The organism is Hyphomicrobium sp. NDB2Meth4, from assembly GCF_900117445.1.
Taxonomy (GTDB): domain Bacteria; phylum Pseudomonadota; class Alphaproteobacteria; order Rhizobiales; family Hyphomicrobiaceae; genus Hyphomicrobium_A.
In genome coordinates this window covers 89,405-105,098 of record NZ_FPEJ01000005.1, presented here as the reverse complement: position 1 = coordinate 105,098, position 15,694 = coordinate 89,405, and the positions used below count along the sequence as shown (strand labels likewise).

Below are 15,694 nucleotides of genomic sequence, written 5' to 3'. Positions count from 1 at the left end.
TGTGGCAGGGACGCACTATGCCGGTGGTGCGTGCGCGCTAGAGTCGTTGGTGATTCTTGCCAACGAGCGGTGGCCTGCCATGCCCAGATTGAAACTCGCAGCCCTTTTGACGATCATCCCGTGCGCCGCGCTGATGGGTGGCTGCGCTGGAACGGATTTTCAGCCGGTGGCCTCGTTCGGCGCCTCTAACGTGCTGTCGCCGTCGGGTTACTCGCAGAAGAAGATCAGCGACACCCAATATCAGGTGCAGGCGACGGGGACCGAGGCGACGCCGAAAGCGCTCATCGAGAAGATCGCCATGGCCCGGGCGGCGCAGATCGGCGTCGAGGAGAAGCTCAAGTACTACAAGGTCACAAACGTCCAGTATGGCGTGACCTGCGACAAGAAGGTGGAGTTCTACAAGGGTGGCTCGACCGCTCCCGGCAGCCGTCAGACCGTTCTAGTCGACGTGGTCTACGCGAAGGAGCCGGTGGATTCGAGCTACGTCAGCGCCAAGGAGAGCTTCGAGAGCCTCAACGGTGAGCTCAACAACGAAGTTGTGCCGCCCGACCAGAAGGCTGCGGCCGAGCAGGAAGCACGTGCGGCATGCGGCCAGGCTACCTGAAGCATTTCGGGCACAACCGGCCACAAACTCCAATCTTTTCTTACCCGTCGGGGATGAGGCGATAATGCCGCTTCGAATCTCCGCCCCCTTCGTGTAAGCCTCAAGGCCCATGCAGCGGTATATCTTCATTACCGGCGGCGTGGTGTCCTCCCTCGGAAAAGGCCTCGCGTCAGCCGCCCTCGGTGCGCTTCTTCAAGCGCGCGGATACTCGGTTCGGCTTCGCAAGCTCGATCCGTACCTCAACGTCGACCCCGGCACGATGTCGCCGTATCAGCACGGCGAAGTATTCGTGACCGATGACGGCGCGGAGACGGATCTCGATCTCGGACACTACGAGCGCTTCACCGGCGTGCCTGCGCGCAAGTCGGACAACATCACCACGGGCCGAATCTACCAGGACATCCTCGCCAAGGAGCGGCGCGGAGCGTATCTGGGCGGAACGGTGCAGGTGATCCCGCACGTGACCGACGCCATCAAGGAGTTCGTGACCTCGGGTAACGAGGGCATAGACTTCGTGCTGGTCGAAATCGGCGGCACGGTGGGCGACATCGAAGGCTTGCCGTTCTTCGAGGCGATCCGCCAGCTCGGCAACGATCTGCCGCCGCTGTCATCGATCTTCATTCACCTGACGCTGATGCCGTACATCCCGTCGGCGGGCGAATTGAAGACCAAGCCGACGCAGCATTCCGTGAAGGAGCTGCGCTCGATCGGTATCCAGCCTAACATTCTGCTGTGCCGCTCGGATCGGGCTGTGCCGGCGTCGGAGCGGCGCAAGATCGCGCTGTTCTGCAACGTGCGCGAGGAAGCCGTCATCCAGGCGCTCGACGTGCCGTCGATCTACGAGGTGCCGCTCGCCTATCACCGCGAGGGCCTCGATGAACAGGTGCTGCGCGCATTCAACATCTCAGGGGCGCCGAAGCCCGACCTGACGCGCTGGGAGACCATTGCGCGCGGGATCGAGACGCCGGAAGGCGACGTCACCATCGCGGTGGTCGGCAAGTACACGGGTCTCAAGGACGCCTATAAGTCGCTGATCGAGGCGCTGGTGCACGGCGGCATCGCCAACGGCGTGCGCGTCAACATCGAATGGATCGAGAGCGAGATTTTCGAGCGCGAGGATCCGGCGCCATACCTCGAGGGCGTCAACGGCATTTTGGTGCCGGGCGGGTTCGGCGAGCGCGGCTCGGAGGGCAAGATCCTCGCAGCAAAGTTCGCACGCGAACGCAACGTTCCCTATTTCGGCATCTGCTTTGGTATGCAGATGGCCTGCCTGGAAGCCGCTCGTAATCTGGTCGGCATCAAGGAGGCCAATTCGACCGAGTTCGGGCCCACGCCTGAACCGGTGATCGGCCTGATGACCGAGTGGATGCGTGGCAACGAGCTGGAGCAGCGGCGCCTGGGCGGTGACCTCGGCGGCACGATGCGGCTCGGGGCGTTCCCGGCAGAGCTCAATCCGGGCAGCCATATCGCGCAGGTCTACGGCAGCCAGCACATCTCTGAACGGCACCGGCATCGCTACGAGGTCAACACCAAGTATCGTGAGCGGCTGGAAGCGGCGGGCCTGAAGTTCTCCGGGCTGTCGCCGGACGGGCTGCTGCCGGAAGCGGTGGAGTATCCCGACCACCCGTGGTTCATCGGCGTACAGTATCACCCGGAGCTGAAGAGCCGGCCGTTCGAGCCGCATCCGCTGTTCCGGTCGTTCGTCGCTGCCGCCGTCGAACAGAGCCGCCTCGTTTGATCTTCGAACAGTGGTTGCGCCAGTGTGCTTCTGCAACGATGCACTGCACGCTGGGCGCTGCGTTGCGGCCGTCGACTTCTTTACTCGCCACTCGCGCGCCTAAACTTTAATCAGGAGCTTTCCGACTCGCCTGTCGGAGAGGCCTGCTGTTTTCTCCAGATGCGGGACTTAGTTATTGTTTTTCAATGGCATGGTTGGTGTGTCGGCAATCTGGCATGGTTATTGATTACCACTAACGGCGTTAACCAACCGCCGGCGGCCGAGGGCCTTCGGCACATGCCCGAAAGGGCGATAGGGACAAACACAAGGAGTGCTCCCCATGAAGCTCGTTACCGCCATCATCAAGCCCTTCAAGCTCGACGACGTCCGTGGTGCGCTGACCAAGCTCGGCATCAACGGCATGACCGTGACCGAGGTGAAGGGCTTCGGCCGCCAGAAGGGCCACACCGAAATCTATCGCGGCGCCGAATATGCCGTGAACCTGCTTCCGAAGGTGAAGATCGAACTCGCCGTTGCCTCGGCCCAGGCCGATGCGGTTGTCGCCGCGATCCGCCAGGCTGCGAACACCGGTTCGATCGGTGACGGCAAGATCTTCGTCTCGCCGATCGAGGCGATGGTCCGCATCCGCACCGGCGAGACTGCCGAGGCTGCTCTCTAATCGGCGGCAATGAAAACGCCGCCCTCCTCGCCGGGATCCTGCGTCGCCCTAATGGCGTGGGTCCCGGCGGGCCCTGGGGGCGAGAGTTGGCAGAAAGCTTCGGTTTGTTGCTGCTCAGGCACGCGCTAAACACCCTTCGTGAGCTTTTATCCTGTCGTGCCGCTGCAACACGATGTAGACCTGTGAGGGGTCCCGGCCCGAATCGGGCGATAAGGGAAATGCGGAGGACGTCGCCGCAGGGGCTCCAGTAGACGTTGTGAAGAGGCACGTCCTCCTGAACGAAGCCGTGGCGCAGTCACGGCTGGATAAAAGCAATTGCGCTCAGGGGAGTTTTCACGATGCCTTTGGATCTCCAAGCACTGATCATCTTTCTCGTCATCGGCGCTATCGCCGGCTGGCTCGCCGGCACACTCGTCAAAGGGTATGGCTTCGGGCTATTGGGCAACATCGTCATCGGTGTCATCGGCGCGTACATCGGCGCCTGGCTGCTACCACAGCTCGGCTTTGGAATGAGTGGCCTGCTAGGAGCTATCGTTTCGGCGACGATCGGTGCGATCGTCCTGCTATTGCTGATCGGGCTCGTCCGCAAAGTCGCCTAGCAGCGGTACTTTGAAATTTGGCAGTGGCCGTGCTTTTCGGGGCGCGGCCATTTGCTTATGGGTGGCGGGCCGCTTTAGGGGTACGCCGCGGTTTTGGCACAGGCGGTGTGGTATAGAGCGGCCATGACAAAGCATGAATCCCTGCGCCCCAACCCGCGCATTATGGTCGGACAGGTCGAGGTGGCGAACGACGCCAAGCTCGCGGTCTTTGCCGGTCCTTGCCAGATGGAGAGCCGCGCGCATGCGCTGGAAATGGCTTCGGCGCTGAAGGAAATCGCGGAAAAGCTGGGTTTCGGCCTCATCTACAAATCATCTTACGACAAGGCGAACCGGACCTCGCTCTCGGGCAAGCGTGGCATTGGCCTCGAGGCGGCGCTGCCGGTGTTCGCAGAAATTCGCGAGAGCCTGGGGCTGCCGATTGTCACTGATGTGCACGATGCGGCCCAGTGCGCGATCGTGGCGCCGGTCGTCGACGTGCTGCAGATCCCGGCGTTCCTATGCCGGCAGACGGACCTTCTCATTGCGGCCGCCCAGACCGGGCGCGTCGTCAAAGTGAAGAAGGGGCAGTTCCTAGCGCCGTGGGACATGAAGAACGTCGTCACCAAGCTGGTGGCGTCCGGCAATCCCAACGTGCTGCTTACCGAGCGTGGCGCTTCGTTCGGCTACAACACGCTGGTGGCCGACATGCGCTCGCTGCCGATCATGGCGGAGACGGGCTGCCCGGTGATCTTCGATGCGACGCACTCGGTGCAACAGCCGGGCGGGCAGGGCACGAGCTCGGGTGGAGATCGCCGCTTCGTGCCGGTGCTGGCGCGCGCAGCGGTGGCGGTAGGGGTCGCTGGCGTTTTCATCGAGACGCATCAGGACCCCGATCGTGCGCCGTCAGATGGGCCCAACATGGTGCCGCTGAAGGATTTTTCGGCGCTGATGTCGGATTTGCTGGAATTCGACACGCTGGCCAAAAAACAAAGGAGCGCGGCCGAGGGCACGCGCTCCATTTGAAGTCTGCGGAGTGGGTTACGACGGCTTTCGCCGACGGGTCCGCTCAATCCATTTTGAGAAACGAGGCGGCGCTCCACAGCGGCGCATCGTCTGTTGCGTAGGCGTAGCGCAGGCCGGGTCTCTGCGTGCTTGCGATGCTCACGCATCCGCTCTCGCCGCAGGTGGGTCCGGAGCTAAAGGTAACGCCATTGAGCGCTGCGACGCTCATGGTGGTGACGAAGTAGGCGACGACATAGAGGCAGGTGACTACCCCCAGCGTACGCATGACGAGATCGAAAGACATCGCGCGACCCCCTTGTTGAATGCTGCTGCACATCGACCGCGCCGCCTGCCCGAGCCGTGGAAGCGGAACAAACGGCCGACGCGTTCATCGTATGGAAAGAGCACTTAACGCGACGTTAAGGTTACGCGTCGGTTAAACACTTTGAGTCGCAGTCACTGCCCCCGCCGCGATTCAAATCAAGCCGACGCATAAGCATCGCAGATTCATCGCTGATCGACGAGGCGGAGAATGAGTGCGGAGCACGAATTTTTCTGTCGCGCGACAGGACTAGGCGTGGGGCGACACAGACGATTTGTCGGCTGGGCCGGCGCCGTAGAATTACGTAAACAGGCTAGCCGGGCATTTCTCATCGGCGCGCAATCGAGGAAGGCGGGGAATGCTCGGCGTATCACTGCACGAAGTTGCGATACTGCTGGCAGCGCTCGCGATTGCGGGACCTCTTGCGCGGTGGCTGGGTATCAGCGAGGTGCTCGGCTACCTGGTGGTCGGTCTGCTGCTGGGTCCGAATACGATCGGCTGGTCGTTCTCCGACTACAAGGCCAAGGAGATTTTGCACTTTGCCGAGTTCGGCATCGTGCTGTTGTTGTTTCTGATCGGGCTTGAGCTGCGCCCCAAACGTCTCTGGGCAATGCGCAACGCCGTGTTCGTGCTCGGCGCGGAACAGGTGATCATCACGGGACTGCTCTTGGCAGGGTTCGGCCTGCTGATCGGGCTGTCCTGGCAGGCCGCGCTGTTTGCCGGACTGGCCTTGGCGCTGTCTTCCACGGCACTGGCGCTGCAGGTGATGGAAGAGACGGGCGACCTGCAGACGCGGCACGGCCGGCTCGGCTTTTCAGTGCTGCTGTTCCAGGACCTCGCGGCCATTCCGCTGATCGCTTTTGCGCCGCTGTTTGCGGTGAGTGCCATTGCCGGCGCGGAGACGCACACCCCGATGGAGGATGTGCTGGCGGTGATCAAGGGGCTCGGTCTCATCGCCGTGGTCGTCGTCGTCGGCCATTTCGTGCTCGACTACTTGCTACGGCTGGTAGCGCGCACGCGGGTGCGGGAGGCGATGACGGCGGCGGCGCTGTTGACGGTGGTCGGCGTCACGATCGTGATGCAGCAGGCGGGACTGTCGGCCTCGCTCGGAGCGTTCATCGCTGGTGCACTGCTGGCGGAATCCTCATACCGGCACCAGCTCGAAGCCGATATTCAGCCGTTTGAAGGATTGCTGCTGGGGCTGTTCTTCACCGCCATCGGCATGACCATCGACGTGCGCCTGTTCCTCGACGCGCCGTGGATCATCCTGATCCTGGTCGCGGGGCTGGTGGCGATCAAGGCGGGCGTGCTCTACGTGCTCGGGCGCTTCCAGGGACTGGAGCCGGGACCGGCGCGGCGGCTTGGTATTGCCCTGTCGCAGGGCGGCGAATTCGCGTTCGTGCTGTTTACGGTCGGTTACGCCTCGGGCGCGCTGACGAGCGAGATGACCGAGCTGCTGACCGTCGTCGTGACGCTGTCGATGGCGGCGACGCCGATCCTGCTGAAGCTCGAGGGAATGCTGTCGCGGCGACGCAAGAGCGCGGCACCAATCTATGACAGCCTGCCGGACAACGACGGGCACGTCATCATCGCCGGGTTCGGCCGCTTCGGCCAGATCGTGGCGCGTATCCTGACGGCGAAGAAGATCCCGTTCACGGCTCTCGACATCAGCGCCGAGCAGGTCGAGTTCGTTCGCCGGTTCGGCGCACAGGCGTTCTACGGTGACGCCAGCCGGCCGGACATTCTGGAGGCGGCAGACGCGGACAAGGCGCGCGCGCTGGTGCTGGCGATCGACGATGTCGAAGCCTCGATGCGCACGGCTGAACTGGTGCGTTCGAGCTATCCCGACTTGCCGATCTTTGCGCGCGCTCGCAACCGCAACCATGCGCATCGTCTTCTGGACCTCGGCATTACGGACATTCAGCGCGAGACATTCCTGTCGTCGCTCGACATCACCAAGCAGCTTCTGAAGCGGCTCGGCTTGTCGGAGCGGGAGGCGGGACGGATCATCCATACCTTCCGAACGCATGACGAGCGGCGCCTGGTCGAGGACTACAAGCTGGCCAGTGATCTCGACAGGCTGCGCGAGCGGGCGCGCAGTGACGTAAAGACCCTGGAAAAGCTCTTTGAAGAAGATGCGGCCGAGGAAGTGCGCCTCAGGGAGCTGTCGAAGACGGAGGAGGGCGCCCGGTGAAGCCGGTCATCTGTGTCGGTCACGCGGCGCTCGACTACGTCTATCGTATCGAGGCATTCCCGCCTGAGCCGACCAAGGTGCGCTCGTTGGAGCACATCGAGAGCGGCGGCGGGATGGCGGCTAATGCGGCGGCGACGATCGCGCGGCTCGGCGGGTACGTAGCGCTTTGGAGCCGCACCGGCGGCGATAGTGCCGGAGAACGGATACACAAGCTTCTTGCGGCCGAGGGTGTCGACATCTCGCACGTGCGCACTTTCGAGCACGCGCGATCATCGACTTCGGCTGTGATCGTCGACCAGGGTGGGGAACGCCTCATCATCGGAGAACGCGACCACGCTATGCCGATGGACGCAAGCTGGCTGCCGGTGGAGCGCGTGAAAGACGCTGCGGCGGTGATGAGCGATCTGCGGTGGGTGGAGGGGACGCACTTGGCATTCACCGAGGCGCGCGCGCATGGGGTGCCGACCCTGCTCGACGTCGATCTGGGCGGCGGCGGGATACTGACGGAATTCCTCGGCCTTGCCGACTACGCCATCTTTTCCGAACCGGCGCTCGAGGCTTTCGCGCCCGGGATCGAGGATGGCGCCCAACTGGAAAAGGTTCTTGCGCTGGGTGTGCGCCATGCCGGTGTGACGCGCGGGGCGGGCGGCTACTCCTGGTTATCAGCCGACGGAGGCCAAGGGCACCAGCCGGCCTTCCAGGCAGAAATCGTCGATACCACTGGGGCGGGCGATGCCTTCCATGGGGCGTTCGCGTGGGCACTTGCCAGCGGGTACGACACGCCAGCCTGCGCGCGGATCGCCGCAGCGACGGCGGCGCTGAAGTGCCGCCGCCTCGGGGCCCGGGCGGGCCTGCCGACACGCGCGGAGCTGGAAGATTTCCTCGCGCGTGTGGATTGAGGCCGAATCCTGCGCTGCGGCCCCGCGCCTAGGCATGGACGGGGGGCGGCGGCCTCGCTAAACGTGCCTGACCAAAAAGCCAGGCCCCGGGGGTGCTCCCGGCGGACTCCACCAGGGATGCATTGATGACCGAGGCGCAAAAGACGACTGGCCAGGCCGAGGGGGTCAGCCACCAGGATATGGCGAGCGCGATCCGGGCGCTGTCCATGGATGGCGTGCAGGCTGCCAAGTCGGGACACCCGGGTATGCCGATGGGCATGGCGGACGTCGCGACGGTCTTGTTCCGCGAGGCCATGCGTTTCGATGCGGCCGACCCCAAGTGGCCGAACCGGGACCGGTTCGTGCTTTCGGCCGGTCACGGCTCGATGCTGCTTTATTCTCTGCTCTATCTCACCGGCTATCCGGGGATGGAGATCGGCGACCTGAAGCAGTTCCGGCAGCTCGGCGCGAAGACGGCGGGCCATCCGGAATACGGTCATGCAGCTGGCATCGAGACGACGACGGGACCGCTAGGCCAGGGCATCGCCAACGCAGTCGGCATGGCTCTGGCGGAGCGGATGCTGAATGCGCGGCTCGGCGACGACATCATCAATCACCACACCTATGTGGTCGCCGGCGACGGCTGCCTGATGGAAGGCATCAGCCACGAGGCGATCTCACTGGCGGGCCATCTCGGGCTCGGCAAGCTGATCGTGCTGTGGGACGACAACTCGATCTCGATCGACGGGCCGACGAGCCTGTCGGTCTCCGACGATCAGGTCGCGCGCTTTGCGGCGTCGGGCTGGAACACGGTGCGCGTCGATGGACACGATCCGGCGGCGATCTCGGCGGCGCTGGCGAAGGCGCGCGGCGATTCTTCGAAGCCGTGGCTGATCGCGTGCAAGACGACGATCGGCTATGGCGCCCCAACCAAGGCGGGCAAGTCTTCGACGCACGGTGAGCCGCTGGGCGAAGAGGAGATCAAAGGCACGCGCGAGAAGCTCGGCTGGCCTTATCCACCGTTCGAAATTCCCGAGCACGTGCTGATGGCGTGGCGGGGCGTCGGCCAGCGTGGCGCCAAGGAGCATTCTGAGTGGAAGCAGAAGCTCGGCAAGGCCGGATCTGCGGCGGCAGAAGCGCTGGCGGAGCCCACAGCGGCGAACAAGATCGGCGAAATCGAGAAGACGATTGCGGAGGCGAAGGGGGCGTTCGCTGCCGATGAGTCCAAGCGGGCGACGCGCGTGTGGTCGCAGCTCGTGCTCGAAAAAATCACTCCGGTGCTGCCGGAGCTGGTTGGTGGGTCCGCGGACCTCACGCCGTCCAACGGCACGCGCACGAAGCACCATACCGACGTGCAGCCCGGCGATTTTTCCGGCAACTACATCCATTACGGCGTGCGCGAGCACGGCATGGCAGCGGCGATGAACGGCATTGCGCTGTCAGGGGGGCTGATCCCCTACGGCGGCACGTTCCTCGTGTTCTCCGACTACAGCCGGCCTTCGATCCGCCTGTCGGCGCTGATGCGCCAGCGCGTGATCTACGTGATGACGCATGACTCGATCGGTCTTGGCGAAGACGGCCCGACGCATCAGCCGGTCGAGCATCTGGCGGCGCTGCGCGCCATTCCGCATCTGCTTGTGTTGCGCCCGGCCGAGGGCCAGGAAACGGCCGAGTGCTGGGAGATCGCGCTGAAGCACGATGCCAATCCCTCTCTGCTGGCGCTGTCGCGGCAGGCGGTCGAGAATTTACGCAAGACGGCTTCGTCGGAGAACCTCTCGGCGAAGGGCGCGTACGTGCTGAGCGAGCCGGAAGGCGGGCGCGACGTGACGCTGATCGGTACGGGCTCGGAGCTGGCGCTGGCGGCGGAAGCGGCCAAGAAGCTGGCCGAGGAAGGCATCAAGGCGGCGGTTGTGTCGATGCCGTCGATGGAGCTGTTCCGCGCGCAGCCGGAGAGCTACCGCGCGAGTGTGCTCGGTGACAAGCCGCGTGTTGCGGTCGAAGCCGGCGTCGCGCAGTGCTGGTACGAGTGGCTCGGCGGCAATGGCCGCTTTGTCGGCATGTCCGACTTCGGCGCATCGGCACCAGCCGGAAAGCTTTATCCGCACTTCGGCATCACGGCTGACGCTGTCGCGGAAGCTGCACGCAGCCTCGTCAAGAAGTGAGCGGCACGCCATGGACCTCACCAACCTCAAGTCGATTGCCAACGTCGAAGTCAAAGGCAAACGCGTCATCGTCAGGGCGGACCTCAACGTGCCGGTCGCGGACGGGCTCGTATCGGATGCGACGCGGCTGGAGCGGCTGCTCGACGGGCTGAAGGATCTTTCGGCGCGCGGTGCACGCGTGGTCGTGATTTCGCATTTCGGTCGGCCGAAGAATGGTCCCGATCCGGAGATGAGTTTGCTGCCGGTGGCGGCGAAGCTGTCCGAGCTGCTCGGCCGCGGTGTCGGCTTCATGCCGGAGTGCATTGGCGATGACGTCGAGCGCACGGTGGCGGGTCTTGCCGAAGGTGACATCGCAGTGCTGGAGAACCTGCGGTTCCACAAGGGCGAAGAGAAGAACGATCCGGCTTTCGCCGCGGCGCTGGCGCGCGTGGGCGACATCTACGTCAACGATGCATTCTCGGCGGCACACCGCGCGCACGCTTCGACCGAGGGCCTGGCGCATCTGTTGCCTGCGTATGCCGGACCGTTGATGCTGGAAGAGATCAGTGCGCTGCGTGCGGTGCTGGAGGCGCCCAAGCGCCCGGTGGCGGCGCTGGTGGGCGGCGCGAAAGTGTCGAGCAAGATTCCGATCCTCAAGCATCTGATCGGCAAGGTCGACAAACTGATCATCGGCGGCGGCATGGCGAACACTTTCCTGATGTCGCACGGCGTCGACATCGGTCAGTCGCTGGCGGAAGCTGACTTCGTCGACACGGCGCGCGAGATCATGGCGGAGGCGAAGGCGAAGAACTGCGCGGTGGTGCTGCCGGAAGACGCGGTGATCGCGCGCGAATTCAAGAGCGGTGTCGCCAATGCCGTGGTGCCGACGCTTGCGGTGCCGAGTGATGCGATGATCCTCGATGTCGGTCCCAAATCGGTCGCGCATATGACGGACGTGCTGAAGGAGTGCCACACGCTGCTTTGGAACGGACCTCTCGGCGCATTCGAGATTCCGCCGTTTGGTACGGGCACCTTCGCGCTGGCGCGCGAGGCGGCGAGGCTGACGAAGGAAGGCCATTTGACGACCGTCGCGGGCGGTGGCGATACCGTTGCCGCATTGAATGCAGCCGGCGTCACAGGCGATTTTACCTACGTCTCTACGGCAGGTGGCGCATTTCTCGAGTGGCTCGAGGGGCGTGAGCTTCCGGGTGTCGCTGCCCTCATCAAGGCACAGGGTTGAGCTTGAGTGCCGTTGGGGCGTAACGTTCGGCCGCGGCGCCCCGAAAGGCGTGTGTTGACCGGACGCGAAGGCTGATCGTGCTGTCGCGCCCGTTGTCTTAACGATGAGATCGATGATCCACGCTCCGGACTGATGGTCCGAAACGATCATGGTCCAGGGGCAAGTGATGGGTGATCTGCATATCTATTTCGGCGTGGCGCTGGCGGGGCTCGTCAGCTTCCTGTCGCCGTGCGTGCTGCCGCTGGTTCCGCCGTATCTCAGCTATCTCGGCGGCACCACGATTGATGAGTTCACCGCTGAGGGCGGCGTTCCCAAGCACGTATGGCAGCGGGTGATCGTCGCCGCGTTGCTGTTCGTTGCCGGTTTTACGACGGTGTTCGTGAGCCTTGGTGCGGGAGCATCACTGGCTGGGCAGTTTATCCAGACCTATAAGCGCGAGCTAGAGATCATCGCCGGGATCGTGATCATCTTGTTCGGCCTGCACTTCCTTGGGCTGTTTCGCATCAACATGCTCTACAAGGAAGCCCGCTATCACCATTCGCACAGCCATGGCGTCAGCTATCTGGGCTCCTACATCATCGGCTTGGCATTCGCGTTCGGGTGGACGCCTTGCATCGGGCCGGTGCTGGCGACCGTGCTCGCGGTGGCGGCGAACGAAGGCAGCCTGTCGATGGGCGTGAAACTGCTGTTCGTCTATTCGCTCGGACTGGGCATTCCGTTCATGCTGGCGGCGATTGCCGTGCGGCCGTTCCTCGGTTTCATGCAGCGCTTCCGCCGCCATCTCGATAAGGTGGAGAAGGCGATGGGTGCATTTCTGGTGCTGACGGGCATTCTGTTCTTCTCCGGCTCGATCAACTGGTTCGGAAGCTGGCTGCTGGATCACTTCCCGGCGCTGACGCAGATCGAAGAGCTGGTGACGCCGAAGGATCTGGGCTCGCAGATCATGCAGAAGAGTGCGCCGCAACAGTGAGGCGCTGCCGATTATGACAACGCGCGCAAAGCTTCCCGCCGCGCTGACGATTGCCGGTTCCGATTCATCGGGCGGGGCCGGCATACAAGCCGACCTCAAGACATTCACGGTGCTCGGCGTGTATGGCGCGAGCGTGCTGACGGCGCTGACTGCGCAGAATACGCGTGGCGTGTCGGCGATCCTTTCCGTGCCGCCGTCTTTCGTGGCGCAGCAGATCGATGCGGTTGCATCCGATCTCAATATCGTCGCGACGAAGACGGGAATGCTGGGTGATCGCGCGACCGTGCTTGCGGTTGCCGAAGGTGTGAAAAGACACGACCTGCATGCGCTCGTCGTCGATCCGGTGATGGTGGCGACGAGCGGAGACATGCTGCTGGCGCCGGACGCGGTGAGCGCAGTCCGCGATGTGCTGATGCCGCTGGCCGATATCATCACGCCCAATCTTGCCGAAGCTGCAACGCTGCTCGGTGGCGAGATCGCGTGCAGCGAGGCGGAGATGGAAGCGCAAGGGCGCGCGCTCGCCATCCTCGGTGCGAAGGCAGTGCTGATGAAGGGCGGGCACGCGTCGGGCGATGAAGCGGTCGACATCCTGGTGCAAGCGAACGCGCCAGCGTTGCGCATTGCACATCCGCGCATTGCAACGCGAAATGCGCATGGCACAGGCTGTACGCTTTCGGCGGCGATCGCCGCGCATCTCGCACGAGGACTGCCGCTTTCTGATGCAGTGCGCGCTGCGAAAGAGTTTGTGTACGGCGCATTGGCAGCTGGCGCGGACATGATTGTCGGCGAAGGGGCAGGACCGGTCGATCATCTGTATGCGATTGGCGGGACGCAGAAATTGGAACCAAGGTGAATGCGTGTGGCGCTACTGCATCGTCGTTAGCTGAATATTGTTCTGACCCCTTGCAGGCAGCCCGAGCTTCTGTAACAAATTTGGGCAACGCGATGCTGTGGCGTCGTTTTCGAGCTCCGGGGGGAGCGTCGGGTTGGCGATTAGGGGCGCCTGCCCGACTTGGCTGAAGAACCGGTCCGGACCTTTCCGGACCGGTTTCTTTTTGCGCTGAAGCAAGCGTAGTCGCGCAATTTCTGCTCGACTAGAACAGTTCCAAAAAGCGTCGATCAACAGGGCGCCCGGGCAAACGCATGCGCGCGCTTTACTATCTTCTCGGCGGAGGAGCGACCGCGGGGCCAACAGGGCTCAGGATCGCGTCGTTCTTCGGCGCGCTGTTCCTCACGTACGGCGTCGTGGTTCCGTACTTCCCCGTATGGCTGCATACGCGCGGCCTCGACCCGCTGGAGATATCGACGGTTACCGCGGCGCCGCTGTTTCTGCGCGTGCTGGTGACGCCGGGGGTGGGCATGCTGGCCGACCGGCTCGGCGACTATCGCCGGGTGGTCGTGGTGCTGGCGTGGATGGCGATGGCCATGGTGCTCGGGCTTTCGATGGCAGCGGGCTACGGGCCGATCCTGGTGCTCGGTGTCGCCTTCCTGATGTGCAATGGGACGATGCTGCCGCTGGTCGAGACCATGGCGGTACGCGGGGTGCGCCGCGAAGGGCTCGATTACGGGCGGATGCGGCTGTGGGGGTCGGTAACCTTCATCATCGCCAACTTTGCCGGCGGGCTCGCCATCGAGGCGTCGGGGGGTGGGGTCGCGCTCTGGCTGATCGGCTTTGCCGTGCTACTGACCGTCGTCGCCGCGCATTTTCTGCCGCGAAGCGATGAAGGGGCAGCGGGCAGCGTTCCGGGACGATTCGCCTGGCGGTCGTCGTCGGTGGCGCGCCTGGTCGGCTCGCCGGTATTCTTGCTGTTCCTGGTGGCGATCGGCTGCACGCACGGGGCACACGCTACGTTCTACACTTTCGGGGCGCTCTATTGGCAGTCGCAGGGGCTGCCAGCGGTGTGGGTGGGTACGCTGTGGGCGATTGGCGTGTTCGCCGAGGTGCTGCTGTTCGCGTTCTCCGCGCCGATCGTGCGGCGGTTCAGTCCGCTACAGCTCATTGTCGCCGGGGCGGTTGCGTCCGTGGTGCGTTGGGGAGCGATGGCGCTCGATCCGCCGCTGGCGCTGCTGGTGCCACTGCAGGCCCTGCATGCGCTCACTTATGGCGCTTCGCATCTGGGGGCCATTCTGTTCATCAGCCGGGCTGTGCCGCATGCGGGGATGGGCAGCGCGCAGGCGCTCTATTCGACGATTGCGGCGGGGCTGATGGTCGGCGTGGTCGGGCTCATCTCGGGAGCCCTCTATGGCCGGATCGGTGGCTTGGTGTTCCTCGTGCCGACGATCGTGGCGATAGCCGGGTGCGCTGCGGCCGTCTTGGCGGCGCGGCGTTGGGATGGGGAGCCTCTATGGGGCGAGGGCGGCGAATCGGGCCGGGTCAGCCCCACAGCTCCGGCTCGGGCGGGCTGATCCAACCGTCCTCGATGGCGAGGGGCGGGGAGCGGTCGCGGGCGAGGAGCAGGGGCCCGTCGAGATCGACCCAGTCCGCGTAGCCGGCCAGCAGCATGGCCGGAGCGGCGGCAAGTGAGGTCGCCACCATCGAGCCGATCATGATGCGGAAGCCTTGCGCCTTGGCGGCCTTGGCCATGACGAGGGCCTCGGTGAGGCCGCCAGTCTTGTCGAGCTTGATGTTGACGGCGTCGTAGCGGTTCGCGAGGCCGGGCAGGTCGGCGCTGGTGTGGGCGCTTTCGTCGGCGCATACGGGAACCACGCGGTCGATATGGGCCAGGGCCTCGTCTGCTCCCGCGGGCAAGGGCTGCTCGATCAGTTCGACCTCGGCGGTCTTGGCGGCGGCGAGGAAGGCTGCGAGCTGGTCGGGATGCCAGGCCTCGTTGGCGTCGGCCACGATGCGCGCGTCGGGGCGTGCTGCGCGCACGGCGGCCATGCGGGCGTCATCACCGGCCCCACCGAGCTTCAGCTTGAGCAACTTGAGGTGGGGGACGGCTCTCGCATCAGTGGCCATCTGGTCGGGGTCGCCGAGGCTCAGCGTGTAACACGTCATTGCCGGTTGCGGGGCGGGGAGGCCGGCCAGCTCCCAGGCGCGCTTATGGGCGAGCTTGGCTTCGAGATCCCAGAGGGCGCAATCCACTGCGTTGCGGGCGGCGCCAGGCGGCAGGAGCTCTGTCAGTTTCGCGCGGGTCAGAGGGCCCGTCACGCCTTTGAGGGCAGCGACGGAGGCGTCGACGGTCTCGCCATAGCGGGCGTAGGGCACGGCCTCGCCGATGCCCTTGTGGCCGGCCGCCCTGACTTCGGCGACGATCACGTGGGCTTCGGTCTTGGCGCCGCGGGCAATGACGAACGGTTTGGCGAGCGGCCAAGCTTCGGCGCGGGCCTCGATCAGTTGCGCGGGCGTATCAGGTCCGGCCATGCCGA

General features: G+C 64.4%; 14 protein-coding genes. 12 read left to right on the top strand and 2 right to left on the bottom strand.

From position 1 onward, the window contains the following. Positions 1-79 precede the first annotated feature (79 nt). The 5 genes from NDB2M4_RS09375 to kdsA all read left to right on the top strand — a co-directional run bounded on the left by NDB2M4_RS09375 (position 80) and on the right by kdsA (position 4,601). Entirely contained in the window at positions 80-604 is a 525-nt protein-coding gene (locus NDB2M4_RS09375) for a CC0125/CC1285 family lipoprotein (RefSeq protein ID WP_139247177.1), read from the top strand. A gap of 109 nt (positions 605-713) precedes the next feature. Beyond that, positions 714-2,342 (top strand): CTP synthase, encoded by a 1,629-nt coding sequence (locus NDB2M4_RS09370; protein ID WP_072373753.1) that lies wholly within the window; start codon positions 714-716, stop codon positions 2,340-2,342. A 319-nt stretch (positions 2,343-2,661) separates the two neighbouring features. Next, complete coding sequence (locus NDB2M4_RS09365) at positions 2,662-3,000, top strand: P-II family nitrogen regulator (protein ID WP_072373750.1); 339 nt, start codon at positions 2,662-2,664, stop codon at positions 2,998-3,000. Between the two features lie 344 nt (positions 3,001-3,344). Next, positions 3,345-3,599 (top strand): GlsB/YeaQ/YmgE family stress response membrane protein, encoded by a 255-nt coding sequence (locus tag NDB2M4_RS09360; RefSeq protein WP_210186534.1) that lies wholly within the window; start codon positions 3,345-3,347, stop codon positions 3,597-3,599. A 123-nt stretch (positions 3,600-3,722) separates the two neighbouring features. Then, positions 3,723-4,601, top strand: a complete 879-nt coding sequence (gene kdsA / locus NDB2M4_RS09355; protein ID WP_072373744.1) for a 3-deoxy-8-phosphooctulonate synthase — start codon at positions 3,723-3,725, stop codon at positions 4,599-4,601. Positions 4,602-4,644: 43 nt separating this feature from the next. On the opposite strand, the gene NDB2M4_RS09350 is transcribed toward kdsA, so the two are convergent. Continuing rightward, entirely contained in the window at positions 4,645-4,884 is a 240-nt protein-coding gene (locus tag NDB2M4_RS09350) for a hypothetical protein (protein ID WP_072373742.1), read from the bottom strand. A gap of 376 nt (positions 4,885-5,260) precedes the next feature. Between NDB2M4_RS09350 and NDB2M4_RS09345 the strand changes: the two genes are divergently transcribed. From NDB2M4_RS09345 to NDB2M4_RS09310, 7 genes are all read left to right on the top strand, one after another. Further along, positions 5,261-7,096, top strand: a complete 1,836-nt coding sequence (locus tag NDB2M4_RS09345; protein ID WP_072373739.1) for a cation:proton antiporter domain-containing protein — start codon at positions 5,261-5,263, stop codon at positions 7,094-7,096. Next, entirely contained in the window at positions 7,093-7,995 is a 903-nt protein-coding gene (locus NDB2M4_RS09340) for a PfkB family carbohydrate kinase (protein ID WP_072373737.1), read from the top strand. Before NDB2M4_RS09345 ends, NDB2M4_RS09340 begins: the two co-directional genes overlap by 4 nt. Positions 7,996-8,120: 125 nt before the next feature. Beyond that, on the top strand, positions 8,121-10,136 hold the full coding sequence (gene tkt / locus NDB2M4_RS09335) for a transketolase (RefSeq protein WP_072373734.1): 2,016 nt from the start codon (positions 8,121-8,123) through the stop codon (positions 10,134-10,136). 10 nt (positions 10,137-10,146) lie between these two features. Continuing rightward, entirely contained in the window at positions 10,147-11,355 is a 1,209-nt protein-coding gene (locus tag NDB2M4_RS09330) for a phosphoglycerate kinase (protein WP_072373731.1), read from the top strand. A gap of 148 nt (positions 11,356-11,503) precedes the next feature. Beyond that, positions 11,504-12,325, top strand: coding sequence for a cytochrome c biogenesis CcdA family protein (locus tag NDB2M4_RS09325; protein WP_072373728.1), 822 nt, complete (start codon positions 11,504-11,506; stop codon positions 12,323-12,325). A gap of 13 nt (positions 12,326-12,338) precedes the next feature. Then, positions 12,339-13,178 (top strand): bifunctional hydroxymethylpyrimidine kinase/phosphomethylpyrimidine kinase, encoded by an 840-nt coding sequence (gene thiD, locus NDB2M4_RS09320; protein WP_072374954.1) that lies wholly within the window; start codon positions 12,339-12,341, stop codon positions 13,176-13,178. A 290-nt stretch (positions 13,179-13,468) separates the two neighbouring features. Next, positions 13,469-14,731, top strand: a complete 1,263-nt coding sequence (locus tag NDB2M4_RS09310) for an MFS transporter (RefSeq protein ID WP_072373722.1) — start codon at positions 13,469-13,471, stop codon at positions 14,729-14,731. On the opposite strand, the gene dgcA is transcribed toward NDB2M4_RS09310, so the two are convergent. Then, entirely contained in the window at positions 14,700-15,689 is a 990-nt protein-coding gene (gene dgcA, locus NDB2M4_RS09305; RefSeq protein WP_072373719.1) for an N-acetyl-D-Glu racemase DgcA, read from the bottom strand. The genes NDB2M4_RS09310 and dgcA overlap by 32 nt on opposite strands. Positions 15,690-15,694: the final 5 nt, after the last annotated feature.